The sequence below is a fragment of the Mesorhizobium terrae genome, assembly GCF_008727715.1.
Taxonomy (GTDB): domain Bacteria; phylum Pseudomonadota; class Alphaproteobacteria; order Rhizobiales; family Rhizobiaceae; genus Mesorhizobium; species Mesorhizobium terrae.
The window spans coordinates 4,697,103-4,723,136 of sequence record NZ_CP044218.1 but is presented as its reverse complement, the minus strand read 5'-3'; the positions used below and the strand labels follow the sequence as shown (position 1 = coordinate 4,723,136).

The window sequence follows — 26,034 nt, the reverse complement described above, 5'->3', positions numbered from 1 at the left end:
GGGAGCAGCGCGGGAACACCCAACAATAACAACACGTCAACGGAGGAAAACATGCTCAAGAAGTTCTTGGCCACCACCGCACTCGGCCTGTCGCTGATGGCATCGCCGGCCGGCGCCGAAGGTCTCAATATCGTATTCATCAGCCATTCGTCGGCGTCTAACACCTTCTGGCAGTCGGTCAAGAAGGGTTTTGACGATGCCTGCGCCAAGGTCAGCGCCACGTGCCAGCTGGTTCTCACCCAGCAGGAAGGCTCGGTCGAGCAGGCGGTGGCCAATCTGCAGGCCGCGATCGCTTCCAAACCGGACGCGATCTTTGTCGCCATCGTCGATGACAAGGCCTACGACAACGCCATCAAGGAAGCGACGGATGCCGGTATTCTCGTGCTGGCGGTCAATGTCGACGACAGCCAGGGCGCCAAGGGCAATGCCCGCAAGGCTTTCATAGGCCAGGGCTTTGTTGCCGCCGGCTATGCGCTGGCCAAGGCCCAGTCCGAGAATTTCCCGAAGGAAGGCCCGCTCAACCTGCTGGTTGGCGTCAACGCTCCGGGCCAGACCTGGTCCGAGCAGCGGGCAGGCGGCGTGAAAAAATTCCTGGAGGAATACAAGGCCGAGCACAAGGATCGCGAGATCAACATCACGCGCATCGATTCCGCCACCGATCTTGCCCTCACCGCCGACCGTATCGGCGCCTACCTGAACGCCAATCCCAACACGACGGCCTATTTCGATACCGGCTACTGGGAGGCCAGTGTCGCCAAGGTGCTCAAGGATCGCGGCGTCGCGCCCGGCAAGGTGCTTCTCGGCGGCTTCGATCTGGTGCCCGAGGTGCTTCAGCAGATGCAGGCCGGCTATGTCCAGGTCCAGGTCGACCAGCAGCCCTACATGCAGGGCTTCATGCCGGTCATGGAAACCTATCTCTACAAGACCGCCGGCCTGACCCCGGCCGACATCGACACCGGGCAGGGCATTGTCACGCCGAAGGATGTGCCGGCGATCATGGAAATGTCCAAGAAGGGTCTGCGCTGATCTTCCGATGTTCTCAGGCGCCCTGCCCGGTTTGGCAGGGCGCCAGGCAATGAGTGTGAGCCTTATGAAGCGGTTTTTGAAAATCTATCTCGACAAGCCCGAACTTGCCGGCCTTGCGCTGCTCGTCATCCTGATCGCGGTTTTCCAGATCAAGTCGAACGGCATCCTGCTGTCCATGGAAAACATCCGGGGCGTCATGGGCCTGCTGCCGGAAATGGCGCTGGTGGCCATCGGCGTGACGATCCTGATGATCTGCGGCGAATTCGACCTTTCGGTGGGTTCGGTCTTCGCGCTGATGCCGATGAGCATAGCGGTGATGCTGAACGACGGAGTTCCCTTTCCGGTGGCTCTGTTGCTGGGGTTGATGATCTGTGCCGCGATCGGGTTCATCAACGGCTACATCACGCTGCAATTCGCCATACCGAGCTTCATCACGACGCTCGGCATGCTGTTCATCGCGCGCTCGCTCACCATCGTGATTTCGGGCGGCTTCCCGCCGCTGTTGCCCGACAACCTGCCGACCTGGCTGTTTACCGACTATATCTGGCAGGGTTCGATTTTGCGGATGTCCTTCATCTGGTTCGTGGCCATCGCCGCCCTTGCCACGGCGCTTCTGTCGCTGACGAATTTCGGCAACTGGATCCGCGCCACCGGCGGCTTCAACGAGGCGGCTTCCTCGATGGGCATTCCGGTCAAGCGCGTGAAGATCATCTGCTTCATGCTGTGTTCGATGCTTGCCGGTTTTGCCGGCCTGTTGCAGGTGTTGCGCCTCGGCTCGCCCCTGCCGTCGATCGGCGAAGGGCTGGAGCTGCAGGCCGTGGCCGCCGCGGTCATCGGCGGCACAGCGCTTGCCGGCGGCATCGGCACGGTGTTCGGCGCCATCATCGGCACGCTGCTCATTCGCACCATCGACAACGGCCTGGTTCTGTCGCGCGTCGATGCCAACTGGTTCAAGTTCGCGATCGGCCTGCTCACCATGTTCGCGGTCATCGCCAACGCCTGGATGGCCAGGATCTCCCGCAAGATCAAGGTGGAGGTGCGCAAGTGACGACGCCGATCATCGAATGCCGCAACCTTCAGAAATGGTACAGCGGCGTCCACGCGCTCAAGAACGTTTCGCTGACGATCCATCCTGGAGAAACCGTCGGCCTTGTCGGCGACAACGGTGCCGGCAAATCCACCCTCATCAAGATCCTGTCCGGGGTCCACCGCCAGGATGCGGGCGAAATCCTGATCGAGGGCAAGGAGGTTCACCTTCGCTCGCCGAAGGATGCCATGCATCACGGCCTGGAGACGATCTACCAGTACAATTCGATGGTTCCGACCATGTCCATCGCCCGCAACCTGTTCATCGGCCGCGAGCCGTTGAAATGGAAGCTTGGCGGCTTTGGCCTCATGGACCAGAAGCGGATGCGCGCGGAAAGCGTCCAGGCCATCGCCGACGTCGATCTGCATCTGCGGTCGCCGGATGCCCTGGTCGGCGAACTGTCGGGCGGTCAGCGGCAGGGCGTGGCGATCGCACGCGCCATGCACTTCAAGTCGAAGGTGCTGATCCTGGATGAGCCGACCAATCACCTGTCGGTGAAGGAAACCAACAAGGTCATCGGTTTCGTGCGCGGGCTGAAGGCGCAGGGGCTGACCGGCGTCTTCATCTCGCACAACATGCAGCACGTGTTCCAGTCTTGCGACCGGATCGTGGCGATGGCGCGCGGCGAGATCGTTTTCGATCGGCCGACCGCCGAAACCTCCATCGATGAAGTCCACGAGCTTCTGTGAGAGCGCCATGACGACACTTGCCGGGAAAAACGTGCTTCTCACCGGGGCTTTGGGAACGCTGGGGCGTGCCCAGGCCGATATTCTCGCCAAGGCCGGGACCAACCTCTTCCTGCTCGACCGGCCGGACGCCGAGGGCGGCGAGGCGTTCGCCGCCGGGATTGCTGCGAAGCACGGCGTGGCGTCTTCCTATGTCGGCCAGGATCTCAACGACCTTTCCGGCACGCAGGCGCGGGGGGAAGCGCTGTCGGAAAGCTCGGGCGGCATCGATATCCTCATCAACAATGCGGCCCTGATCATCAACAAGCCGTTCGAGGCCTTCTCGCTTGAGGAATACGAAGACCAGTTGCGGGTGAATTCAGCCGCGGCATTCGCGCTGACACGCGCGGTGGCGGCTCAGATGAAGCAAAAGCGTTATGGCAAGATCGTCAATTTCTGTTCGGTGACGCTGAATGGCCGCTGGGATGGCTATGTGCCTTACGTCGCTTCCAAGGGCGCCATGCTCGGCCTGACCAAGACGCTGGCCCGTGAACTCGGCGCGCACGGGGTGCGCGTCAACGCCGTCTCGCCGGGCGCGGTGGTCTCGGACGCCGAACGGCGGGTCTTCGCCGACCGGTTGCAGGAGTACAATGACTGGATCCTCGAAAATCAGTGCCTGAAATCGCGGATCGAGCCAAGGCACGTTGCCGAGCTCGTCCTGTTCCTGGTTTCGCCCGCCTCCGACATGATCACCGGCCAGAACATCCATGTCGACGGCGGCTGGTGATGGCGCCACTCGGCCTGTCCAATGCGGTCGCCAGGATTACCGTCAGGCCGGATCTGGGGGCGGGGCTGACGTCCTTCGATGTGATGCACAAAGGCGGCTGGACGCCGGTGTTTCGTTCGGTCGACCCTGAAACCGAACAGCCGTTCGGCCTGTCGAACATCCTGCTGATCCCGTTCTCGGGGCGCGTCTCGGGCGGCGGTTTTGCCTTCGATGGCACGTTTCATCCGGTCGAGCGCAACATGCCGACGGAAAAATACCCCATCCATGGCAGCGGATTCTCCTCGGTCTGGACAGTCACCGAAAAGACGAACGAGACCGTTCTACTGACTCTCGAAGGGAAGGGGCCGGGACCATTCCGCTACGATGCCTCGATGACCTACCGGTTGGAGGGAACAACCCTCGTGATGGAGCTCACTGCTACGAACAGGGCAGGGATCGCCTTGCCCTATGGCTTGGGATTCCACCCGTGGTTCGTACGGGACCGCAACACCTGTCTCACCGCCAGTTCCGACCTAGCCTGGTTGGAACATACCGACCACCTGCCGCGATCGGTCGAAGCTGTTGCCGATCATCCGGAACTGGATTTCAACACGCTACGGAAACTGCCGTCGTCCTGGGTCAACAACTGGTTCGCCGGCTGGGATCGCAATGCTCGTATCGATTGGCCGGATCGCGGCCTGTCGGTGATCATCGAGGCGAGCGAACATCTGGATCAATACGTGCTGTTTTCTCCGTCGGGCGACGCCGATTTCTTCTGTTTCGAACCGGTCTCGCACCCCGTCGATGCGTTCAACCTGCCGGAAGGACCGATCGCGCACGGCATGACAAGGCTGGAGCCCGGAGCCGAAATGCGCGCCAGCGCCAGGTTTTCGGTACGCGCGACGGATGCGTGAATTGTCGGTCAGCGAGGCTTTCTAGGGTGCTAGATACCCTGTGATAAGTCGCAAACCGGTAGCTGCCTACCCACTATGTATTTGGACGAACACATCGGTCGGATAGTTACTACGTTCAATAACCGCATGTCGGTGCAACGGCGGACCGAATAGCCCCGCACGCAGGGGGAAGGCCGACCGCCGTGGAAAAGCTGAAGAACCGGCATCCGGCTGCTAGAATTGGCCTGCAATCCCAGCCAGCCGTTCGTAAAACAGTCTGCGGATCAGAAGAAGCGACTGATGTTCTGGCACCGCCGAACTGCCAATGGGGCTGTTGCGAGGTGTGAGATGTCTTCCGATAACCGTTGATTCGTGTTGCGGAAACAATCGCGACAACAAGGATGGAAGAAGCGCGAGGGCCAATTTGTGCATTAGGCATCCAGTTTGGCTGGGGAACCTGGATTCCCAGTCAGGCAAATCTCGCATCTCTGCTAGATCATTGATCTTGCTTGGAAATTTGTTCTATCGAAGCCGCTTTGCCACAATTTGTGCATCACCTGTGTGCCCAGATATGCGGGCGACGTCAAGGCTAGTGTCTGGCCATTTTACTGCGAGTAAAAATGCCGCCGGGCAAAGTTTGCCCAAGTCAGCAGTGACATGGTGGACATTCCTTCTGGCAGAGCGATGGATGTCGGCTTTGCGCCCTCATTCCGGCCGTTGACGTAGTCTCTGCCGCGACATCAAAGCTGACATCGTCCGCGATAGTGCTGGCAATCTATTTGCTGGCGAACGACAATGTTTCAGATGGAGGACGAATGCCCAAGGTCAAGCGTGAGAGCGCACTCGACAAGGAGCGCGCCAAAACAGAGAAGCTCCTCAAAAAAGTTGGATACACAGCCTTGAAGGAGGCCGGTGTGGTATCCATGCGACCCGACCTCCCAAATCTAAAGATTGAAAAACGAGAGAAATAGCGCGGTCACTCACTCCGGACAGCAATGCGCCGTCGTTTCGGCCGTAGAGATCGGCCTCGCAGCTTCCTGAACGCAGACCTTGGCGGTGATTCCGCTGGACGTCGCGGTCGCGCCGGAATCGGCAGTCGGTGGGCATACTCATAAACAGCTCGATCCGTGTCTATCCGAGACATCAGGCCGGCCGCTAAGATCTCGAAGGTTTTCGCCTACCAGGCCAAGCCGCGGGCTACCAGTGTTGCAGCGAGAAGCTCATTCCCGTCGACGGGCGCATACTCAGGTTCATCGATTCCGGCCCGGATGATGAATAGTTCCCTCCCGGATCACCGACATTGGGCACGTGACCGAGCCTAACATCCGGTTTTCCTTTTGCGCGTCGTTCCTGCGTTGAACCAACGGCCCATCCAGCCATCACGATCACGGCAGGGTTGGACTTAGAGTGAATGTACTTCGTGCTCCTGTGGCGCCGATGATTGAGGCATCTTTACCCATTCCCGAGCTGACAAACCGAAAAAGGATCTGCACGTGTTCCCCCTGGCGTCACCGGCAAGGCTTGCGCATCACGCGACCGCAACACAGCTTGTGACGCGCGGCAGACATCCATAGGGGCGGCTCTCACAAACGAGGGAGGGGACTGCCCAGCCTCCCCTTCCTCACTATTTGAAGTGCAACCTTCAATCTCTCAAAAGATCGAACATCAACTTGAAGAAGCGGTCGGCATCGACGTCGTAGGCAATCCTGGCGTTGTCTTTCTCGCCGCGCTCGCCCCAGAAGTCGGCGACGGTTGCGCCGAAGGTATGGGTGCCGGTCAGGTCGACGGCGATATGGGCCGGCCGGGTCTTGACCAGTGTGGGATCGATGGCCAGCGCCAGCGCTAGCGGGTCGTGCATAGCGCCGCCGACGCCCATCGAGTTGCGATGCAGCTTCTCGTAGAACAGCAGCCAGTCGTTGACGAGCTTGCCCAGCGGCGTGTCGATGGTGGCGAGTTCGGCATATTGCGCCTTCTCGACCAGCACCCGCATGGTCACGTCGAGGCCGACCATGAGGATCGGCACGCCGGAATCGAGCACGATCTTCAGCGCTTCGGGATCGCAGAAGGCGTTGAACTCGGTCGGCGTGATGATCTCGCTCTTGCGGTAGAACACGCCGCCCATCCAGATCAGTTCCTTGATCTTGGGCAGCACCTCGGGGTGCTTGAGGATCAATAGGCCGATGTTGCAGAGCGGTCCGGTGGCGACCACGAGCAGCGGCTCGGGCGAGGCCAGAAGCTTGTCGGCAAGGAAGTCGACCGCATGCTGATCGACCGGCTTGATGGTCGCCTGCGGCAGGTAGGGCGAACCTTCGAGGCCACTCGGACCGTCGGCGGTGCCGAGCACCAGCGGTCGCGCCAGCGGGCGGTGGCAGCCGGCAGCGACTGGCACGTCGCCGGCGCCGATGTATTCGAGGATGCGCAAGGCGTTGGTCGTCGTCTTTTCCAGCTCGGCATTGCCGCAGGTGGTGGTGACGCCGAGCAGTTCGATGGCTGGCGAGCGATGCGCCATGACCAGGGCGATGGCGTCGTCGTGGCCGGGGTCGCAGTCGAAGAGGATGGGTGTAGGTTTCATGATTGCACTCTTCACGCCGTCCGCTCGTAACGCGCGATGGTTTCTTTGAACATGTCGAGGAAGCGGCGGCCTTCGAGATCGGTGCCGATGCGCGTCGTCTTCGGGCCGCCACCGGGCAATATCTGGAAGCCACGATAGGCGACCGTCTGGCCGCGCGAGACGCGGCCGTCGATCAGCACGTCGACGAACAGCGGCTCGGTCAGAGTCGAAAGTTCGGGATCGAAGGCCAGCGCCACGGTGATGACGTCGTCGAGCGGGAAGCCGACGAGGCCGAAGAACTCGCGCCAGATGTCGATATAGATCGGGAACACGTCGGCGATCATGTCGAGGACGGGATTATCCTTCGATTTCGCCTGCATGTCGGCGATGTCGTCGCGCGTCAGCATGGAGGTGGCGACGCGGTTGTCTTCGCAAATGTCGAGTGGCACGAGGATCTTGTCGACCTCGGCGTTGAGCACGATGCGCGACGCTTCCGGATCGGCCCAGATGTTGTATTCGGTCACCGGCGTGATGTTACCGGGCGTGGTAAAGGTGCCGCCGAGCACTAAAAGCCGCTTCAGCGCCCCGGCGAGCCGGGATTCCTGCAACAGCGCCATCGCCGCATTGGTCAGCGGGCCGGTGGTGACAAGCGTGATCTGGCCGGGATTGGCCATCACCGTCTTGATGATGAAATCGACAGCATGGCCCGGCGTCGCATCGCGCTTTGGTTTTGACGCAGGCGGGTTGAACTTCTTCAGCCGGTCGCCGAAGCGGGCGGTAAGCGTCTTTTCGAAATGCACAGGCGCTTCCATGTCGGCCCTGGAGTGACCGACGATCGGCCGCCAGGCGCCGGCGTGAACCGGAATGTCGTCGCGGCCGGCGAGCGACAGCGTGTTGAGCACGACATTGGTAACCTGCTCGATCGGGCCGGCGGCACCGGTGCACGTAGTCACCGCCTCCAGCTTCACGTTCGGATTGGCCGCGGCAAACAGCACGGCGAGAATGTCGTCGCCGGCCGAATCCACGTCGAGGATGATGCGTTCCATTGTGCTGATGCGATCCTTCAACCTGCGTTGGTGCCGGTCCCGGCCGGCTTGTTCTCGACGGAGAGCAGCTTCTTCATACTCTCCAGCGTCTCGCGGATGATCTTCGGCCGGCTGCGGTAGGACAGAGCGAACAGTGCCACCAGTGCCACCAGATAAGGGACCGCCAGGATGAGGTAGGACGGGAAGCCGAAGGTCTGGAGCCGCAGCGAGAAGGCGTCGGCGAAGCCGAACAGCAGACAGCCCGCCAGCACCTTGAGCGGATCGCCGGCCGAGAAGATCAGGATGGCGACGGCCATGAAACCGCGACCAGACGACATGTTCTCGGTGAACATGGTGATGTAGCCAAGCGACAGATGCGCACCGGCGAGACCGGCCAGCAGGCCGCAGAGCAGCGAGGCGGTGTAGCGCACGCGGGTGATGGAGATGCCGAGCGCCTCGGCAGCCTCGGGCTTTTCGCCGACGACGCGAATATAGAGACCAAGCCGCGTGCGCTTGTAAAACAGCACCAAAAGCGGCACGGCGATGAAGGCGACATAGACCATCGGCGTGAAGCCGTTGACCAGCGGTGCCCACGAACCCAACAGGTCTCGCGCACCAGGGATCTGCACCTTGGGCAGGCCGACGATGCCCTTGCCGACGATCGAGCCACGCGTGCCGAAGATCGCCTTCATCAGTGAAATCGTCATGCCGCCTGCGAGGATGTTCAACGCGAGGCCGACGACAACCTCGTTGGCGCGGAAAGAGACCACCAGCACGGCGAAGGCGAGCGCGAAGATCAGTGCCGCGGCCACGCCACAGGCGACGCCGACCAGGGCCGAGCCCGACCAGATCGAGCCGAGCACCGCGAAGAATGCGCCGACCAGCATCTGGCCCTCGAGGCCGATGTTGAAGATGCCGGCCTTGGTGGTGAACGAACCGCCGAGAGCGACGAGCAGGATCGGCGCCGTGGTTCGCAGCATGGCGACCAGCAGCGCGACATTAAACAGGCTGCTCAGAACTTCCATCGACGTTCTCCCGCCGTGCTGTCGCCGCGGCGCTTCATCAAGACCTGCGCCGAAACGCTGAGGATGATGAGGGCCTGGATGACGGTGATGATTTCGCGCGAGGCGTTGGTGTCGGTTTCGAGCAGCAGCGAGCCGTTGCGCAGAGCGCCGAAGAACAGCGCCGTGAAGATGGTGCCAATGGGCGAGCCGTTGGCAAGCAGCGCCGCGATCAGTCCGTCGAAGCCGAACCCGGGCGCAAAACCCTCCATGAAGCGGTGATGGACGCCGAGCGTCTCGATGCCCCCGGCAAGGCCGCCGACCGCCCCCGAGGCGAGCAGCACCAGGAAGCCTTGGCGCTTGACGTCGATGCCGCCATATTCGGCGAATTTCGGCGCCGAACCGACCATCGAGACCGAGTAGCCCTTGGCGGTATGGCGGAAGAACCAGGCGACAAAGAGCGCCAGCGCGAGGCCGATGACCAGGCCCCAGTTGAGCCGCGAGAACGAGAACAGTTCGGGCAAATAGGCCGTCGGCAGGATCGGCGGGGTCTCCGACCAGCCACCCGGACGCTTGAACAGGAAGATGGTGAAGTAAGAGGTGAGTAGCACCGCGACATAGTTCGACAGGATCGTCGAAACGACCTCGTTGGTGTTGTAGCGCGCGCGGAAATAAGCAGGGATCGCCACCCAGGCGGCACCGGCAAGTACCGCCACCGCCATGCCGACCACGACATGCAGGCCGGCCGACAGTGGCAGGGCGAAGCCGACCCAGGCAGCGGCGAAACCGCCGAGGAACAGCTGGCCCTCGATGCCGACATTGAACATGCCGCCGCGCAGGCCAATGCAGGCGGCGATGCCGCAGATCAGGATTGGCGTCGTCTGCAGCAGGGTGCCGGCAACCTTGGCCTGATCGCCGAACGCGCCTCTGAGCAGCGTCATGAACACCTTGATGGGGCTCTCGTCGACGAGCACGATGATCACCGCGCCGATGGCGAGGGCGATCGCCACGGCGATGATCTGGCCGTAGAAGGCGCGCAATCTCTCGCTCATGCCGCTACCTCGCCGGTCGCAGCCTCAGCTTCCAGGCCTGCCATCATCATGCCGATCCTTTCGCTGTCGGCGCTGTCGCCATCGACCTCGCCCATGATGCGGCCGTTGAACATCACCAGGATGCGATCGGCCAAAGTGAGCAGTTCGTCGAGCTGCACCGAGATGACGAGCACGGCGCGGCCAGCGGCACGCTGGCGCATGATCTCGTCGTGGATGGATTCCTGCGCGCCGATGTCGACGCCGCGCGTCGGTTGGTCGATGAGCAGGAAGTCCGCTTCATTGGTGAATTCGCGCGCCAGCACCACTTTCTGGATATTGCCGCCCGACAGGCGCTTGACTGTGTCTTCTGGCCCGCGTGCGCGGATGTCGAAACGCTTGATCATCTCCGTCGCCTGATCGGCGACCGCGCGCCAGTCGAGACGGCCCCCGCGATTCCACGGTGCCTTGAACTGGCGCCCCATCAAAAAATTCGATGAGATTGAGGCGGAGCCGTCGACGCCACGCACCATGCGGTCGCCGGGTACATGGGCGAAGCCCGCCTCACGAATTTCGGCCGGCGACAGCGTGGTCAGATCGCGACCCTTGAGCATGGCGGAGCCGTGGCTTGCCGGACGCAGGCCCGACAGCACTTCGGCCAGTTCCGTCTGGCCGTTGCCGGCGACACCGGCGATGCCGACGATCTCGCCGGCGCGCACTGTGAAATTCGCATCGCGCAACGCCGGCAGGCGGCGGTCGTCGCGGGCCCAGAGGTTCCTCACCTCAAGAACCACCTGGCCGTCGGTCTTCCCGCGCGGGCGGCGATCGAAGCTCACGTCGCGACCGACCATCATGCGGACCAGATCGGCCTTGGTGAGTTCGGCTGTCGGGCGCGTGGCGACGTGTTTGCCGTGACGCAACACGGTCACTGTATCGGACACCTCCATCACCTCCTCGAGGTGGTGCGAGATGAAGATGACGGTCATGCCCCCGGCGACGAAGCCGCGCAGCGTCTGGAACAGCTCGCGGCTTTCCTGTGGTGTCAGCACCGCGGTGGGTTCGTCAAGGATGATCGTGCGCGCGCCGCGCGCCAGCACTTTCAGGATCTCGATGCGCTGCTCAATGCCGACAGAGAGCAGAGACACGCGCTCTTCCGGTTCCACCTTGAGGCCAAAGCGCTCGGACAGTTCACGCGTCCTGTCGATCTGGGCGGTGTGGTCGATCAGGCCGTTGCGGCGGATTTCCATGCCGAGAAACACGTTCTCGGCGACGGACAGCGATGGTACCAGCTTGAAGTGCTGGTGCACCATGCCAAGCCCGGCATCGATCGCCATGGCAGGATCGGTGACGACAATTTCCTTGCCGTTGAGCTTGATCTTGCCTTCGTCGGGCTGCAGCAGACCGAAAAGGATGTTCATCAGCGTCGTCTTGCCGGCGCCATTCTCACCGATGATGGCGTGGATTTCGCCGCGCTTGACCGTGAGGTTGACGTTCTCGTTGGCGACGAAAGCGCCGAAGCGTTTGGTGATGCCGATCAATTCAACGGCAGTTTCGGCCGTTGCCGTCGGTTTTTCAGTGTTGGCTGGCGACGTGTCCGACACGATTGCCTCGCAGCTTGAGTCCGATCCGCCCCGAACAGCGGAGCCGACCCATATCTATCTGATTTTCGGAAAAAGATGTCTCCGGAAGTCCAGCTTCCGGAGACAGGTTGTGCTCACTTGTGGCGTTCGACCTTGATCGAGCCGTCGGCGATGCCCTTCTTGATTTCGTCAAGCTTGGCCGTCACGTCCGCCGGGATCGATGGAGCAATGTCGCTGCAGACCTTAACTTCGACGCCACCGGAGGCGAGGTCGAAGGTACGCGTACCGGGGGTAATCTTGCGGCCCTGGACCTCGTCCTTGATCAGACTGTAGACGGCGATGTCGCCGCGCTTCAGCATCGACGCAAGCACGTTGCCTGGCGCCGAGGCACACATGTCGACGTCGACGCCAATCGAATATTTGTCGACGGCTGCGCTTGCCTGCATGACGCCTTCGCCCGTCGGGCCTGCGACATTGTAGACGATGTCGGCGCCTTGCCCGTAGAGCGCCTGAGCCAACTCGCTACCCTTTGCGGGGTCATCGAAAGTGCCGGCAAAAACAGCGTTCACCTTCACATCGGGAGCGGCATATTTCGAACCCTGCTCATAGCCGCCCAGGAAGTTGCGGATAACAGGGATGTCGCGGCCGCCGACAAAGCCAATGGCTTTGCCGCCACCGATCTTCTCAAAAGCGGTTCCCTTGTTCTCGATCATTCCAGCGAGTGCGCCGGCAACAAAGGAACCCTGTTCCTCGGCGAAATTGGCATAGATCATCTTGTCGCTGTCGAGCACGCCATCGATGAAGACGAAGCGCTGGTTCGGATAGGCGGCGCTGGCCTTCTGAAGCGCGTCAACCAACTCCCAGCCCATGACGAAAATCAGATCGTACTGACCGCCCTTGGCGAGATTGGAGAACTGTTCCTCATAGTCGAGCGCACGATTGCCGGTGTCGACAAGCTTGAGGTCGATGCCGAATTCGTCCTTGGCTTTGTTGAGGCCGTTGACGATGGAAACACCGAAGCCCTGCGCGAAATATCCCGAGATCGCAGCAACCGACACCTTGCCGTTGGCGGCTGCAGCCGAGCCGAGCGAGGCGACGAGGGCCACGCCGGCGATCATGCATTTTTGGAATACGCTTTTCATCTCACTCCCCATTAAAGCTCCCGCCTCCAAGGCTCCGGGCTCGTTTTTCGATGTCCCAAACTTGTTGGTGGTCATATGACTTTATGGGTGGTCAAACAAACTGTCAATCGGCCAGACGCTTGCCTGAAACCGTAATGGACGATCGACGCCGCCGCGTTTCCCCGTATGCGTCTTGACAAAACCGGTGGATCGATAATTGTTGATACTCTAACAAGTTTTAGCTGTCTGATTTGGGAGCAGTCGATGCCGGACGTGGTCGTCAGGAAATTGGTCGTGCAGGTCGAGGAGGTGTTTCACGAGGGCGGGCCGATACGTCCCGAACCGGTGAAACGTGGTTCCGTGCTCGCGGTGATCGCCAACCCCTATGCCGGTCGCTATGTCGAGGATATCCAACCCTTCATGGAAGACCTGAAGCCCTTGGGCCTGGAAATGGCGAGCAAGCTCGTCGATGCGCTCGGCGGCGACGCTTCCGTGGTGGAAGGTTATGGCAAGGGCGCCATCGTCGGCGGCGGCGGCGAGCTTGAACATGGTGCGCTTTGGCACAATCCCGGTGGTTACGCGATGCGTGAACTGCTCGGCGGCGCCAAGGCGATCGTGCCATCGAGCAAGAAAGTCGGCGGACCGGGCGTGCGCATCGATATACCGATCACGCATGTCAACGCTTCTTATGTGCGCAGCCATTTCGACGCGATCGAAGTTGGCATCAACGACGCCCCCCGAAACAACGAGATGGTTCTGGTGTTGGCCATGACGACCGGCGCTCGCGTGCATGCCCGTGCCGGTGGCCTACAAGCCCAGGACATCAAGGGTGAGGACGGCCTGCGATGAATGCCGAGATCCGCCGGATCATCACCATCGTCGAGGAAGTTCGCGACGAGGGCGGCAGGCTCGTCCATCCACCGACAAGGCGCGCCGCCGCGGTCGCGGTGATCCACAATCCCTTCGCTGGCCGGTTTATGGATGACCTTTCCGCACTTTCCGATATTGGCGAAGAACTCGGCGACATACTGCCGCGCCGCGCCGTTGCGGCGCTCGGCATTTCCGCCGATCGGGTCGAAAGTTTCGGCAAGGCGGCGGCCGTTGGTGCCGACGGTGAACTGGAACACGCCGCGGCGATCCTGCACCCCAAGCTTGGCGCGCCGTTCCGCGCGATACTAGGCAAGGCTGCGGCTTTGATCCCGTCGGCCAAAAAGCGCGGCGGTATGGGAGTTCCCCTCGATATTCCTTTGGGCCACAAGGACGCGGCGAAGGTCCGCAGCCATTTCGATGGCATGGAGGTGCGTATCCCCGATGCCCCGCGCGACAACGAGATCGTGGTTGCAATCGCCATTACCGGTTCAGGGCGTCCGCATCCGCGCATCGGCGGATTGAGCAAGGACAAGATTGTCGGCATCGACGGCGTGAACTGAGATCCACGCAGTCCCACAAAAAAGGCGGCTCCTAGGCCGCCTTTTTCTTTTGCGCTGTGGCCGGGTCAGGCCGCGACGATCTCAGGCATGCGGATCGCCGGCGGCGTATTGCGGCTACGGGCGGTGCATGGGGCGCCGTCGATCATGATCATGCCGATGCCTGGCAAATTGCCGAGCGCCAGACTGTCCAGGAAATCACGGCCGATGCCGCCAGCCGCCTGGTCCATGAACACCAGGTCGGCGGCTCGGCCAACTTCGACGACGCCGCGATCATCGAGTTTGCGCACGCGCGCCGTGTTGCCGGTGGCGAAGCAGAAGGCGACTTCGGTCGGCACGTCGCCGAGCGAGGCGAGGTGGCAGATGGTTCGAAGGATACCGAGTGGCTGCACGCCCGAGCCCGCAGGGCCGTCGGTGCCGAGGACAACGCGGTCGAGAATGTTGCGCTCCTTGGCGATGCCGAGCACGAACAGTCCGGTGCGCAAATTGCCGTTGTGGACGATCTCGAGGCCTCGCGGGCTCTCTTCGCAAATACGGCGGATCTCGTCGTCGGGCAGCGCCGTCGGTCCGCCATTGATATGCGCCACGATATCGGCGTCGACCTCGAGCACGACGTCGGCGCCAATGCGTCCCGAACCCGGGATCGACGGACCACCGGTGTGGGTCATCGAGGTCATGCCGTATTTGCGTGCCCAGGCGATCATCTGGCGGCCGGTAGGGCCGTCCTTGACGCCGCCGAGACCGACCTCGCCGATCAATGTCACTCCGGCGTCCGCCAGTTCGCGGAAATCGGCTTCAGTCATGCCAGGCTCAAGCACCGGCGCGCCAGCGATGATCTTCATGCCGCCGGGACGGAAATTGGCAAAGGCCCGCTGCGAGGCAATGCCTAGCGCCTTCACACCGATGATGTCCCTGGGCCGGCCCGGATAATGCGCCTCGCCCGCGGAGATGATGGTGGTGACGCCGCCATGAAGTGTGGAATCGATCCAGCCGATCTGGTTCTGACGAGGCGTCCAGTCGCCCGCCGCCGGATGAACGTGGTTATCGATCAGCCCGGGTGTGACAACACAGCCATTCGCGTCGATGACCGTCGCGGCGTCGCTCAAGTCGAGTTCCGTGGCCGTGCCGACGCCGGCTATCAGTCCGTCACTGATGACAATCGTATCCGCTCGGAGGATCGGTCGTTCGATATCGCCGCTTAGCAACAGCCCGATGTTGCGAATGACGGTTTTGCCGGTTTTGCCGGTTTGGCTGGCGGTGCTTTGCTGGTCGTGCGACATGAAAGGCTCCCTGTCGGCTTGTTTTTTGGCACAACGAAGGGCGGCCACCGGCGAGGCCGGTGGTTCCTTGTCGCGGTGTTGGATTGGCGATGGCCGGATCAGGCGATCACTTGCCTTCCGAACCCCCGTTTTCGTCGCGGCTAATACGTTGCAGCAGCTTTAGAAGTGTAGTCTGTTCGCTGGGTGAGAGCGGGGCAAGCAGCCGCTTGCCAACCTCGACGCTGCGTTCGAGCCGGTCGAGCGTATAGCGCGTGCCCTCGTCCGTGAGCGTAATGATGGCGAGCCGTTGATCGGTCTCGGACGGGCTACGCCTGATCAGGCCTTGCTTGAGCAGTTTGCGCACCACGAGGCTGATCGTGGAAGGGTCCATCGCGGTCATACGACCAAGAAGGTTCTGCGATACGTCGCCCTGTCTGAGGATCGTGGCAAGGGCGGCGAACTGCGTCGGCGAGAGGTCTTCTCCCGCCATTACTTGCTGGAAGCAGAGCGTGGCACGCTGATGCGCCCGGCGGACGACGTGCGCGGGATGCGCGTCGAGATCATAACCAGTCTCGGAATACCGCATCATCGCGTCTTCGCGGCTGATGCTGTTGTTTTTCGACGACTTGGACTTACGGGCATTGTCGAGGATCGTCACGGTTTGCTTTCACCTTCGGGCTGGAAGCCTGGGACACGGTCAAGGTCATGCTGCGATGTTCACATTCTCGACGAAGGCCCCGTCGGCAAGCGCACGGACGACGGCGGCGGAATCGCTGACCACGCCGAAATGCGTGGAGATGTCGTAGAGCGTGCTTTCCTGCTCGCGCGGGCCTGTTGCCGCGCAGCAATCGGCGGGCACGACCACCTGGTAGCCGTTGAAGAATGCGTCATGCACGGTGGACCGCACGCAGATGTTGGTGACGACACCGAAGACGATCAGCTGATCGACCATCATGTCCTTCAGCGTCAGGTCGAGGTCCGTCTGGAAGAATGCCGAGAAGCGGCGCTTGATGAGGTGGATCTCATCGGCGCGGGCACCGAGTTCTTCGATGATCTCGACGCCCCATGTGCCCTCGATACAGTGCGGCGAGCGCTTGAGAAATTCGCGATCCCTGCGCAGGCCGGGGCGATGTGCGTCGTGCACCCAAATCACCGGTGCACCAACGGCGCGAGCGGCCTCGATGACCCGCAGTTGCGGCGCAAGCAAGGTTTCGCTGCCCGGCAGAACCATGGCGCCGCCCGGTTTGCAAAAGTCGTTGACCATGTCGACAACCACGACGGCGACCCGACCAGGATCGACTGCGATCCCAACTTCCTGTCGATGCGACGAGAAACTATCCAATGGCATGACCTGGCCTCCTCCACGTCGGGCAATTGTTGGTGGTCATACAAAAAACCGAGACGGGTTCCAAGTCAATCCTTGCTGCCTCATTCAACTCACCCGCCTGGCGCGCTCGCAATTTACCACAACGCTGATCTTGATCCCGAAGCAAGGGATCGGACCAGCAAAAGCATTGACAAGTCCAGCGGTTTAAGGTGTCCGATTGTTTGACCACCAATGATATCCGCCGGCGTAACGGTGCTCGGAGAAGGGACGGCATGAAAATCATCGTCACAGGATCAAGCGGGTTGTTGGGCCGCCATGTTGCAAGCGCCTTTGTCGAGGCGGGGCACGATGTTCTCGGCATCGATACTGTCGCGCCGGGGGACGGCGGCTGGACCCACATCAGTACCGATCTGACTGATCTCGGCACAACGCTGCAGTTGGTCAGGCAGTGCGACGCGGTTGTCCACATCGCCGCCATTCCGCGCCCCGTCGGCAAGGCACCGGCGGAAGTGTTCAAGACCAATGTTGCCATCAGCTACAATGTTGTTGAGGCGGCGGCGCTGAGCGGTGCAAAGCGCTTCATCTATGCTTCCTCCTTCAGCGTTCTGGGCTATCCGTTCGCCGAAACCCTCGCTGCACCGGCTTATCTTCCGATCGATGAAAACCATCCCGTGGGCGCGCAAGATGCCTACGGGCTGTCAAAATGGCTGGGCGAGGAAATCGTCGAAGCCGCGGTGCGTCGCGGCGCGTTTTCAGCGGTCAGTCTGCGAATGCCATGGATCCAAACGCCGGAAGATTTCTTTGAGGTCGTCGAGCCTCGCCGCAAGCTGCGTGAATCGGCGCGCGATTTGTGGAGTTATCTCGATGCTCGCGACGCCGCCGATGCTTTCCTGAAGGCGCTGAGCTGGAAGGGGGAGGGGCACCTGCGCACCTTCCTGAGCGCTGCCGATACCTATTCGGAAGAACAGACGGAAACGCTGATTGCCAACGGCTTCCCCTCGACGCCGGTTTCTTCGGCTCTCCCGGGGTTCTCGGCCGTCCTCGACAATGGGCACGCTCGCAGAACGCTTGGCTTCGAACCACGCTATTCTTGGCGCGACTACAAGAATTGAAGGAGATCGGCATGCAGCGTTTCGAAGGTAAGGCGGTCCTCGTCACAGGCGCCGGGGGCGCGATCGGTAGTGCCGCTGCACAGCGATTTGCCAGGGAAGGGGGGCAGGTCGCGATTGTCGATATCGATGAGAAGCGCGCCGCCGCCACGGCGGCGGCCATCGGGTCCAAGGCGCTCGCCATTACGGCCGACGTTTCGGATGAAGGGGCAGCCAGTGAAGCCGTCGCGAAGGCGGTGAAGGCTTTTGGCCGTCTTGATGTGGTGTTCAACAATGCCGGCATTTCCGGCAAAGTTGCCCCGGTTCAGGATTTGCCTGTCGATGACTGGGACACCATCGTCCGGATCAATTTGCGCAGCATGTTTCTGGTGCTCCAAGCTTCGTTGCGGGCGATGATCTCAGTCGGCATCGAAGGATCGATCGTCAACATGGGCTCCTCCATGGCCGGCTGGGATGTGCTGTCGGGTGGCGCCGGCTACACCGCGACCAAACATGGCGTTGTCGGCCTGACACGGGTTGCCGCCCTCGATGCAGCGCCCTACGGCATTCGCGTCAATGCGATCTGCCCCGGCGTTATCGAGACATCGCTGGGCGTTCCGGCGGCCGATCGGGCTGGTTATCTGGCGGGCATCCAGCGCTTCGCCGATCGCATTCCGCTACGCCGTATCGGGCAGCCGGAAGATGTTGCTGCCGCGGTGGCGTTCCTCGCCGCGGATGAGGCTCGCCACATCACCGGTGTCGACTGGCTGATCGATGGCGGACAGACATTGCAGAGTTGGGCGAACGCGCCGGCGGGAACCGCCTTTCCCGATCTACGCCGCTAAAACCCGAAGAACACCTGATTGGGCCGTTCTTTTGGCTCGGCGCATAGAGTGTCGTCCTGGTTGGGGCTGCCGGACTCCGTGTACTGTCTGTTTTGCGCCCTCATGTCGGTCGCTTCGGCAGTGTCCGAGTTAGCCCTAAAACCGGCCATTCCTCGACCGCTTGGTCGTGGCGAAGAATTGCTGGTGCAGTCCTCTGCCAGAGGCGGACATGTTTGTCGGCACCTGAGAGTCCCGCATGAAAGCTGCATTCGCGTCCCTCGTGTCATTCGCAAAGCCAATCTTGGACCTGTCGGCAAAACCGAAGCCGTCCGCGGTAGTTTCGATGACAAATTCAGGCGGGGTCTCGTAAACCATGCCCGCCTAGGCGGGCATAGGGAATTCAAGACCTCAAATGCCAGGAACGAGTGCCCGCATGCAGTTGAAAGGCTGTCACAGTATCAACTGAGGGACAAAGAAGTGGAAATGATCGGACGATGCCAAGAACACCGGTTGTTTTTGCTTGTTCGAAGCCATGTTCTCGCGCTTTGATGTTCTTTGGTGGGGAAATCAACAATCATGACTGAAACGCCGACGAAACCGCACGCGCAGATACTGACCGGTAACGCGGCGGATGACGATGCCTTCGCAGGAGGAGGCCACACGCGGACCGCCACGGCACTAGCCGACACGATCAGCCAAATCGGCACACGTGACGGTGCAATTGGCTTGGAAGGAAGCTGGGGCACCGGAAAGTCGATGGTCATCAAATTGGCGGCCAAGGCGCTGCCCAAGGGCAAGTACGACCTCTTCACCTTCGATCTGTGGAGACATCAGACAGACAATTTCCGCCGGCTGTTTTTGGAGGAGTTCGTCGCGTGGCTAGAGCAGCAAAAGTATCTCACTACCACTGAAGTGACGCATGCGATCAGCCGGATTCGGGATCGCACTCAGACTATTGGAACGGATCGCTTTAGCCTCTACACGTGGCCGGGTTTGGTGTTTCTCTTGCTGCTGGCCTTGGCCCCCATTGGATACAGCCATCTTACTGCAGATGCGCCACCCGTGTTTCCGGGTGCACCACCGATAGTTCCTGACACTGTTTTTTGGGGGCTGAACTGGCCCCAAATCATCACACTCATTGTCCCGTTCCTTTTTGTTGTTTGGGTTATCGGACGTGCAATCAAGCTGATGTGGAATCCAGCTTGGCGGCGAGGCGCTACCGACAGATCGCTTCTTTATGCTCTGTCTGAGACAGCAATGATCTTCTCCAACGAGAAAAAAAGGGAGACCATTGAGCAAAACATCCGCGACGAAGATCCTACTGCCTTCGAGTTTTACGGACTTTTCCGCGACCTTTTGTCGAAAGCACAGAAAGACAAACGACGGATAGTCTTCGTGCTCGACAACATCGATAGGTTGCCTAGGGACGAAGTCCGCGCCGCCTGGTCGCAAATGTGGGCGGTCTTTTCGCCCAACCCGTCACAGATCCGGGGACCAGCTGCGCACGTCATCGCCGTCATACCTTACGATAGGGGCCACGTTCTGAGCGCCTTCAGCGGTACTGGCGAAGGACATGCTGTGGAGACGTCTGGAGGCGACCCAAATATCGATCTCTTCGAAAAGACGTTTGATCGGGTAATTCGGGTCGCCCCTCCAGTTACAAGCGATTGGAAGTCCTTTCTGGACGCGAAGCTAGTGGAGGCCTTCGGACTACAGATCTCGGGCGAAGCGCATCTCGACGATCGATATCATCTTTACCGCATACTGCAGCTCGCGCTCCGCGACAAAAGCCTGATGGCAACTCCGCGACGTATTATCTCTTTCGTCAACGAAGTTGGGGCACTTTGGGTTCAGTGGGGCCACAGCATTCCGATAGTCACCATCGGATTTTATGTGCTCCACCGGGAGATAATTGAGGCGGATCCGACGGTAATTGCCAAAGGCCTTTTTCCTCAGCAGTCTCTGACACATTTGCCATCAGCGTGGACTGACCACCTGGCCGCGCTCTGCTTTAACGTAGAGCCGCTTCACGCTCGACAAGTCTTACTCGCCGACCCCATTGCGAAAGCCTTTACCTCTATCGACGCTGGGGACCTCAATGGGTGGAAAGAGGCCACAGGTTTCGAGACTACAGCTTACGAGGTTCTCGACAGTGATGCGCATCAGTGGGCACAAAGCCCGCAAATACTTTCAAGAGCTGCCATCAATCTGGAAAAGGTTGAACTGGAAAGCAGCTTCGCAAAAAACTGCTGGAATATGCTCGGAGACTCTCTACCCAGCCTAGGGTCAATTCAAGAACAACCGGCCGCAGCATTTGCAGGTCTGTGCAAAATTATAGAGCATCTGGACACCAACCGTGCTGCCAAAGCAGCCATTTTTCTGCGCAATTACATGTCGCCACCAGCTAACTTAAGACCTGCGCCTGAGGTATGGGCTGCGTCGATGGTGGATCTATTTGATGCCCTTGAAAGATCTGCAGGAAAGGATACACGAATTTCTTTCCAGCGGGATACGCAGCCACCAGATGACGCTAATTTTTGCATCAACGCTGCGGCCGCATTCAGCCCGACTAAGTATTCATTCGGGGCGTTAAGCTGTCGGGTAAAGCCCGCAATGATCATTGAAACACTGAAGCAAACGGCTAGCGATGCACCCAATATTGCTCGCTTAGCGATCCCCGAACTCGACTCACTGCTCCGCCCGCACTCTAAGCAGTTGAACCCTCTCATCGAAGTAATTGCAGGTATCCTACGTAGCCCCGCTGACCTACTGGACAAGGGACACGGTGATCGCCTCGGCATGCTGGCGGAACTTGTCGAGATTGCCGGCAGGCAAAAGGAAGTGCGAACGACCCTCAGAGCCGTCGTCGAAGATGGAACCCTGCTATGGCACGCGTTCACAGCCGAGAAGACTTCAGTTCCGAGAGCTGCGGACGGTCTTTGGTTGATCGTCAGTGCTATCGGCACCACTGAGCATACCCCACCCGCCACCCATCCAAATCTTGGTGACAACACGGCCGCGATCGCATGGTACAAAAGTATCCGAATGAGCAGCAGTGGGTTCCAGGAGTTCATCGACGCACTGTCCGCGGTCGTGTCGAACCGTGGTAGGTTTTCCGATTGGACCAATTATGCGATTTCTACGGGTAGCACAGCCCCCTTGTTTCCTCGAGTGCTGAGAAAGGTCGTCGAGGAGCACGATTACTGGATTGATTCAAATCTTAAGTGGATGTCCGACTTCGACCGACTACGCGAGACAATTGGCCAAGACACAACAACGCTGCTGCTACAGCAACTTGCCGAAGAGAAAATTGATTGGAGGAAGGCAATAGACGATGTCGATATCCTCAATCTGTCCCCCCAGCTAGCGCGGGATATCGCCATGGCTCCGGAGGGCCAAGCTCCATCTGAAATTCTCAAGATCGTCGACGACAAGCTAGGCTCGTTGTCGGGCGAAGATTGGCTGGCTGCACTTTCGAATTCAACAGGCGCGGTGGGACTGCTGATCACGCGCGTGGAAGACTCAGACGTTGTCCTGTCGCCTGCGGCTTTTGGCGAGGCGATCAAGAAGCACACTTTGGAAATCTGCGTTGAAGAAACGCGACGTGAATATCGGCCAGACTGGCCGCAAATTTGCAAGGCGCTGCCTGTTCCCAATACCAAGACAATCGCATTCGAGGTTTTGAACGCGTTGGCGACTACGACATCTACGCCCACGGGCGTGGCACACTACATCGAGATGTATCATCCGATCGCGATCAAGATGCCGCTCGATAAGAATCCGGATGCGGCCGTCGGAGCGTTCCTCCATAAACTGGCGATTTCTCCTTCCGAGCGAGTCCTGCAATTTGTCCGCCAGCGCCAGAAGGACATGAAGCACTGCCTGGAAAAAGCGTCGCCTGACGAGGTAAAGGCATTAGACAATACCTTAAGAGGTCAGCTTCGCGGGGAGGACAATGCGCTGGTGGAACGCGTTAGAATTATGATCGATCTCCTTGGCTTCGAGCCTGAACAAGCGGAAGAGGAAGCGGCTAATCAAACGGACGAACAGCATCAGTAGTCGACACGGGCCGTCGCCTGTTAAACGGGTCTTGAGCGGTGGAAAGAGCATTCCTAGTAGGTCATCCCTCAGAAGCGCATCGCGGCCTCAGCATCGAATGCGACGCGGTTCGCTTGCGGCAAAGTTCGAAAACGTCAAGTTAAATTGATGCTGGTGCGTCGCCAGGAACATCTGTCACGGCGCGATGTTACGACGTTGGAAATCCGTTATGATCCCAGCCATGGTATGTGCGCGGAGAGAGTTTATCAGGAAGCATAGCGGTCTGAATCGCGGCGCATCGGAGCGGGACACTTCCATTGGCGGTGCTTTGTCAAGATGATCGACCGCCGCCCTCGGCGGCGGGATGTCTTCTATGCGCCTTCATTCTCGTCATTCATGATGCCGGTCGCCGTTCCCGATATCGGCCATCTGCCCGGCGGGGCCGGCGCCACACTGGCCTGTGCGCTCGTAGAGCGAAAATCCCGTGGGCAGAGGGGCGGTCCCCCAATCCATCGCTATGGCCACACTGTGGCGACCGCGCGTTAGAGCGACGTAGAACTTCGCCCGGGTCTGGGGTTTCAGGTTTGTTGCGGGATCGGAGAGCCAGAGGCGCATCGGCTCGGTAGGCAAGATGACCACATGGTCGAAGCCTCGGCCTTTCGACTCCCCAAAATTCATAGCGGGCCACCGGCGATCTACGCTGGGGCTGGTGATCTTGTCACGCAACTGCATCGGCCGGACGGTCGCCAGGAAGTGGGCGTAGTCGGCCATCTGGAGGATAAAGGCGCCAGTGACCGCCCCCGTTCCCGTGCGACACCGCAAACATTCACAGGCTTGGCTGGCGGGCAGGGCCGGAAACAGTCGTGACGACACTGCGCAGATGACTGCGCTGTTGCGGTGCGACCGATTCAAGGTGGTCTCGTCGATGTCGACTGACACCTTCCTGGGAAGCTCATTGCGTAGGAAGTCGATGATGCCGCCTTCGGCGTACTTCTGGTAGCGTCGTTCATGGTGCGTCAGATAGGTCACCTGCCGAGGATCGCCGACCATGAGCAGTCGAACCGGGCTGCGCGCGAGCGCTGCCAGGATGTCGAGATCGTAGCCCGCTAGATCCTGTACTTCGTCTACGAATACGTGCGGGAAGACGCGGCTGATCCGGTCGATCACAGCACCGCCGCTTTCTTCGTTGCAGCGGATGGCGAGCTTTGGAAGTTTGTCGGAATAGACCCGCCGGCTTGGGTCGAAATAGTGTTTGTCGATGGCATTCTCGGCCCAAAACACCGGCTGACCCTGACGAGTCCGAAATTTCAGGCCCGACTGGGTCGTGGCCAGTACCATGCCGGAGACCGGGAAGTCGAACAGACCGCCCTGAAACGGCTTAACTCCGTGGGTGATCAGAAAGCTGAACCATGTCATAATCACCACATTTGCCGGGACATAGCCGACCAAGTCGAAAAACTTCTGGCGGATCTCGGTTTCGTTCGACTCCGTGTAGGTCGTGATCAGGACCCGCTCACCCGTGATCTTCACCGCCTCCTCGACGAGGTAGGTGGTCTTGCCCGAGCCGGCGGCGGCGATGACGATCTTGTTCTCGCCGATCACGGCGCGATGGCTCTCTGGATGTAGTCCGGGTAGGTAATCGTGGCCGTCGAATTGAAGATGGCCAAGGCGCTCTCGGTCTTGTTGGCTCTCATGTAAATGCGCAACTCGTCGTCAGCGGTTGCCGACGTTCCGAGGATGGTATTTAACATCGCACGATCGTTGGGCTTAAGGAGCTTTGGCTCCAACGTATTGTAGTTGAAGGGCTTGTCCTTGATCATCAGCGCTCCGGTGTCGACGACGGGATCAAAGCAGATCCTGACGGTGCCGGAGTCCTTGAATGCAGCGTACTTCTTCTCGACGGCGGCGGTGTCGCCGTCATTGTCGGTGACCACGGCGACCGGGATCTTCAGGGCGCTGGCCAGTTCAAGGAAGCGCAAGAAGGCCGTGCCAACAGAAATGACGTCGATGCCGTCTTGGATAGGTAGTCGGCCACCGTTGGCGTCCATATAGGCCCGCTGAACGACCAGTTCATCGGAGTCGCCCTCCACAAGGATGGCCTTGGCGGCGAGCGCTAGGCGCAGGGTGTCGTAACCCGCCAGCTTCTTGAAGAAGTCGCTTGCTTTCAGTTCCGAGATGCGCGCCACCTCACCGCCACGCAGCACGATCAGGTGGTCGAGGCCGAGCTTATTGGCCACGAAGCTGCTGTGCGTGGAAATGATGATCTGCTTTTGCCCGTGCTGGTCGGTCAGGTCGGCGATGAGTTCGTTTAACCGCGCGTGCGACAAGTGATTCTCCGGCTCCTCAACCAGAATCGCCGTCGCCTCGGCGTTCTTCTTGGTGCTGAGAGCCAGCTTGGTCTTGATCACGCACTGTTCGCCTTTGCCGATGTATTGGAAGGGGATGAGGTCGATGTAAGTCATCAAGCTGCTTTCCCAGGCGGTCTGGGACGACAGATCGACCGAGATACTGACCGCCTTCTGGCTGATCTTAGCAGCCTGGGTGATCCGGTCGTTAATTAGCTTTAGGTTTGGGTCCGACACAAAAGTTTCCTTGAGCTTCCGGTGGGCTTGGGAAATGCTCGCGCGCTCCTTCTCCTCCAGCACGTCGCGGATGATCCGGGAGACGTAGACGTCCGACCCATTCTGCAGTCGGGTGCTGGACGAGTCGATCAGCGCGGATTTGATGGGGATATTGCGAGCGGTGATGCCCCTACGCGCGAACGACCGCATGGTCGTGATGTAGTACTCAACCGGGATGGAGCTAAGCGCGCCGGCTTTCACCAACTCCTCGTACGGCCCTTTGTAACTTTCCTCGTCGAACTCGATCTTATAGACGACGCCACTGTCCTTGGCCTTCTCAGAGTTTCCGTCGCCCTCGAGCTCCGCCAGTTCATTTGAGGACCCCGAAAAGAACAACTCGATGGTGATCGCTGGCGGCGGAAGCGGGGATGCTGTGCCGAGGCTCCGCACGTACTTGTTCTGAGCGGCCAAGTTGAAGAGATAGCTCGTCAGGTCGTTCTTCAACGGGCGGCCGTGCAGCAGTCCTGTCAGCGCGAGGTGAATCGCCTCCAGGATCGTGGTCTTCCCGGACTCGTTGGCGCCGACGATCACATTGAGGCCGTCGTTCAAGGCAAGGGTGAAGGTCTCCTCGTAACACTTGAAATTGGTGATCTTGACCTTGGAAATCTTCATGCGCTCCCCCAAAGCCCCATTGTCGCGCGCCAGGGCATTGATTCGAATTGTAGGGATGGGATCAACGCAAAGTCGAGCCGCAGGCGCAATGCAGC

Annotated in this window: 22 protein-coding genes; 11 read left to right on the top strand and 11 right to left on the bottom strand. The window is 60.2% G+C overall.

Annotated features, from left to right (window positions below; translation table 11 throughout):
* Positions 1-51 precede the first annotated feature (51 nt).
* The 6 genes from FZF13_RS23815 (at position 52) to FZF13_RS29060 (ending at position 5,408) form a co-directional block, all read left to right on the top strand.
* Positions 52-1,026, top strand: a complete 975-nt coding sequence (locus FZF13_RS23815) for a sugar ABC transporter substrate-binding protein (protein ID WP_024922134.1) — start codon at positions 52-54, stop codon at positions 1,024-1,026.
* Positions 1,027-1,090: 64 nt separating this feature from the next.
* A complete protein-coding gene (locus FZF13_RS23810) occupies positions 1,091-2,074 on the top strand; it encodes an ABC transporter permease (protein ID WP_024922135.1) in 984 nt (327 codons plus the stop codon).
* On the top strand, positions 2,071-2,802 hold the full coding sequence (locus tag FZF13_RS23805; protein ID WP_024922136.1) for an ATP-binding cassette domain-containing protein: 732 nt from the start codon (positions 2,071-2,073) through the stop codon (positions 2,800-2,802). Before FZF13_RS23810 ends, FZF13_RS23805 begins: the two co-directional genes overlap by 4 nt.
* A 7-nt stretch (positions 2,803-2,809) precedes the next feature.
* On the top strand, positions 2,810-3,565 hold the full coding sequence (locus FZF13_RS23800; RefSeq protein ID WP_024922137.1) for an SDR family oxidoreductase: 756 nt from the start codon (positions 2,810-2,812) through the stop codon (positions 3,563-3,565).
* Positions 3,451-4,458, top strand: coding sequence for an aldose 1-epimerase (locus FZF13_RS23795; RefSeq protein WP_244431364.1), 1,008 nt, complete (start codon positions 3,451-3,453; stop codon positions 4,456-4,458). Before FZF13_RS23800 ends, FZF13_RS23795 begins: the two co-directional genes overlap by 115 nt.
* 794 nt (positions 4,459-5,252) lie before the next feature.
* Positions 5,253-5,408 carry a hypothetical protein gene (locus FZF13_RS29060; protein ID WP_161773103.1) on the top strand — a complete coding sequence of 52 codons (156 nt, stop codon included), beginning with the start codon at positions 5,253-5,255 and terminating at the stop codon, positions 5,406-5,408.
* A 671-nt stretch (positions 5,409-6,079) separates the two neighbouring features.
* Here FZF13_RS29060 and FZF13_RS23790 read toward each other — a convergent pair.
* The 6 genes from FZF13_RS23790 to FZF13_RS23765 form a co-directional block, all read right to left on the bottom strand.
* Positions 6,080-7,009, bottom strand: coding sequence for a nucleoside hydrolase (locus FZF13_RS23790; protein WP_036255041.1), 930 nt, complete (start codon positions 7,007-7,009; stop codon positions 6,080-6,082).
* 11 nt (positions 7,010-7,020) lie between these two features.
* On the bottom strand, positions 7,021-8,034 hold the full coding sequence (locus FZF13_RS23785) for a nucleoside hydrolase (RefSeq protein ID WP_024922140.1): 1,014 nt from the start codon (positions 8,032-8,034) through the stop codon (positions 7,021-7,023).
* Positions 8,035-8,051: 17 nt separating this feature from the next.
* The gene (locus FZF13_RS23780) at positions 8,052-9,038 is read right to left on the bottom strand and encodes an ABC transporter permease (RefSeq protein ID WP_024922141.1); all 987 of its coding nucleotides are present in this window, start codon (positions 9,036-9,038) and stop codon (positions 8,052-8,054) included.
* Entirely contained in the window at positions 9,026-10,066 is a 1,041-nt protein-coding gene (locus FZF13_RS23775) for an ABC transporter permease (protein WP_024922142.1), read from the bottom strand. The genes FZF13_RS23780 and FZF13_RS23775 overlap by 13 nt, the downstream gene beginning before the upstream one ends.
* Positions 10,063-11,643, bottom strand: coding sequence for an ABC transporter ATP-binding protein (locus tag FZF13_RS23770; protein ID WP_024922143.1), 1,581 nt, complete (start codon positions 11,641-11,643; stop codon positions 10,063-10,065). The genes FZF13_RS23775 and FZF13_RS23770 overlap by 4 nt, the downstream gene beginning before the upstream one ends.
* Before the next feature lie 113 nt (positions 11,644-11,756).
* Positions 11,757-12,764, bottom strand: coding sequence for a BMP family lipoprotein (locus tag FZF13_RS23765; RefSeq protein WP_024922144.1), 1,008 nt, complete (start codon positions 12,762-12,764; stop codon positions 11,757-11,759).
* Between the two features lie 243 nt (positions 12,765-13,007).
* Between FZF13_RS23765 and FZF13_RS23760 the strand changes: the two genes are divergently transcribed.
* Positions 13,008-13,592: an amino acid synthesis family protein gene (locus FZF13_RS23760; RefSeq protein ID WP_024922145.1), complete on the top strand. Its 585-nt coding sequence runs from the start codon at positions 13,008-13,010 to the stop codon at positions 13,590-13,592.
* Positions 13,589-14,173, top strand: a complete 585-nt coding sequence (locus tag FZF13_RS23755) for an amino acid synthesis family protein (RefSeq protein WP_024922146.1) — start codon at positions 13,589-13,591, stop codon at positions 14,171-14,173. Before FZF13_RS23760 ends, FZF13_RS23755 begins: the two co-directional genes overlap by 4 nt.
* Before the next feature lie 65 nt (positions 14,174-14,238).
* On the opposite strand, the gene FZF13_RS23750 is transcribed toward FZF13_RS23755, so the two are convergent.
* The 3 genes from FZF13_RS23750 to FZF13_RS23740 form a co-directional block, all read right to left on the bottom strand.
* Complete coding sequence (locus tag FZF13_RS23750; protein WP_024922147.1) at positions 14,239-15,450, bottom strand: amidohydrolase family protein; 1,212 nt, start codon at positions 15,448-15,450, stop codon at positions 14,239-14,241.
* Positions 15,451-15,556: 106 nt separating this feature from the next.
* Positions 15,557-16,087 carry a MarR family winged helix-turn-helix transcriptional regulator gene (locus FZF13_RS23745; RefSeq protein WP_024922148.1) on the bottom strand — a complete coding sequence of 177 codons (531 nt, stop codon included), beginning with the start codon at positions 16,085-16,087 and terminating at the stop codon, positions 15,557-15,559.
* Between the two features lie 45 nt (positions 16,088-16,132).
* Positions 16,133-16,777, bottom strand: coding sequence for a cysteine hydrolase family protein (locus tag FZF13_RS23740; protein ID WP_024922149.1), 645 nt, complete (start codon positions 16,775-16,777; stop codon positions 16,133-16,135).
* A 251-nt stretch (positions 16,778-17,028) separates the two neighbouring features.
* Here FZF13_RS23740 and FZF13_RS23735 point away from each other — a divergent pair, with 251 nt between their 5' ends.
* The 3 genes from FZF13_RS23735 to FZF13_RS23720 all read left to right on the top strand — a co-directional run bounded on the left by FZF13_RS23735 (position 17,029) and on the right by FZF13_RS23720 (position 22,727).
* On the top strand, positions 17,029-17,868 hold the full coding sequence (locus FZF13_RS23735; protein WP_024922150.1) for an NAD-dependent epimerase/dehydratase family protein: 840 nt from the start codon (positions 17,029-17,031) through the stop codon (positions 17,866-17,868).
* A gap of 11 nt (positions 17,869-17,879) precedes the next feature.
* On the top strand, positions 17,880-18,689 hold the full coding sequence (locus tag FZF13_RS23730) for an SDR family NAD(P)-dependent oxidoreductase (RefSeq protein ID WP_024922151.1): 810 nt from the start codon (positions 17,880-17,882) through the stop codon (positions 18,687-18,689).
* A 555-nt stretch (positions 18,690-19,244) separates the two neighbouring features.
* Entirely contained in the window at positions 19,245-22,727 is a 3,483-nt protein-coding gene (locus FZF13_RS23720) for a P-loop NTPase fold protein (protein WP_024922153.1), read from the top strand.
* A 369-nt stretch (positions 22,728-23,096) separates the two neighbouring features.
* Here FZF13_RS23720 and FZF13_RS23715 read toward each other — a convergent pair whose 3' ends face one another.
* Together FZF13_RS23715 and FZF13_RS23710 are read right to left on the bottom strand one after the other, a co-directional pair.
* Positions 23,097-24,308: a UvrD-helicase domain-containing protein gene (locus FZF13_RS23715; RefSeq protein WP_024922154.1), complete on the bottom strand. Its 1,212-nt coding sequence runs from the start codon at positions 24,306-24,308 to the stop codon at positions 23,097-23,099.
* On the bottom strand, positions 24,305-25,939 hold the full coding sequence (locus FZF13_RS23710; protein ID WP_024922155.1) for an ATP-dependent nuclease: 1,635 nt from the start codon (positions 25,937-25,939) through the stop codon (positions 24,305-24,307). Before FZF13_RS23710 ends, FZF13_RS23715 begins: the two co-directional genes overlap by 4 nt.
* Between the last annotated feature and the right edge of the window lie 95 nt (positions 25,940-26,034).

What these genes read in the sequence shown, in the direction of transcription:
- FZF13_RS23785 (WP_024922140.1), bottom strand. Translation starts at nt 8,034, where the DNA reads ATGGAACGCATCATCCTCGACGTGGATTCGGCCGGCGACGACATTCTC.
- FZF13_RS23815 (WP_024922134.1), top strand. Translation starts at nt 52, where the DNA reads ATGCTCAAGAAGTTCTTGGCCACCACCGCACTCGGCCTGTCGCTGATG.
- FZF13_RS23790 (WP_036255041.1), bottom strand. Translation starts at nt 7,009, where the DNA reads ATGAAACCTACACCCATCCTCTTCGACTGCGACCCCGGCCACGACGAC.
- FZF13_RS23735 (WP_024922150.1), top strand. Translation starts at nt 17,029, where the DNA reads ATGAAAATCATCGTCACAGGATCAAGCGGGTTGTTGGGCCGCCATGTT.
- FZF13_RS23765 (WP_024922144.1), bottom strand. Translation starts at nt 12,764, where the DNA reads ATGAAAAGCGTATTCCAAAAATGCATGATCGCCGGCGTGGCCCTCGTC.
- FZF13_RS23740 (WP_024922149.1), bottom strand. Translation starts at nt 16,777, where the DNA reads ATGCCATTGGATAGTTTCTCGTCGCATCGACAGGAAGTTGGGATCGCA.
- FZF13_RS23810 (WP_024922135.1), top strand. Translation starts at nt 1,091, where the DNA reads ATGAAGCGGTTTTTGAAAATCTATCTCGACAAGCCCGAACTTGCCGGC.
- FZF13_RS23780 (WP_024922141.1), bottom strand. Translation starts at nt 9,038, where the DNA reads ATGGAAGTTCTGAGCAGCCTGTTTAATGTCGCGCTGCTGGTCGCCATG.
- FZF13_RS23755 (WP_024922146.1), top strand. Translation starts at nt 13,589, where the DNA reads ATGAATGCCGAGATCCGCCGGATCATCACCATCGTCGAGGAAGTTCGC.
- FZF13_RS23750 (WP_024922147.1), bottom strand. Translation starts at nt 15,450, where the DNA reads ATGTCGCACGACCAGCAAAGCACCGCCAGCCAAACCGGCAAAACCGGC.
- FZF13_RS23730 (WP_024922151.1), top strand. Translation starts at nt 17,880, where the DNA reads ATGCAGCGTTTCGAAGGTAAGGCGGTCCTCGTCACAGGCGCCGGGGGC.
- FZF13_RS29060 (WP_161773103.1), top strand. Translation starts at nt 5,253, where the DNA reads ATGCCCAAGGTCAAGCGTGAGAGCGCACTCGACAAGGAGCGCGCCAAA.
- FZF13_RS23800 (WP_024922137.1), top strand. Translation starts at nt 2,810, where the DNA reads ATGACGACACTTGCCGGGAAAAACGTGCTTCTCACCGGGGCTTTGGGA.
- FZF13_RS23775 (WP_024922142.1), bottom strand. Translation starts at nt 10,066, where the DNA reads ATGAGCGAGAGATTGCGCGCCTTCTACGGCCAGATCATCGCCGTGGCG.
- FZF13_RS23760 (WP_024922145.1), top strand. Translation starts at nt 13,008, where the DNA reads ATGCCGGACGTGGTCGTCAGGAAATTGGTCGTGCAGGTCGAGGAGGTG.
- FZF13_RS23710 (WP_024922155.1), bottom strand. Translation starts at nt 25,939, where the DNA reads ATGAAGATTTCCAAGGTCAAGATCACCAATTTCAAGTGTTACGAGGAG.
- FZF13_RS23720 (WP_024922153.1), top strand. Translation starts at nt 19,245, where the DNA reads ATGACTGAAACGCCGACGAAACCGCACGCGCAGATACTGACCGGTAAC.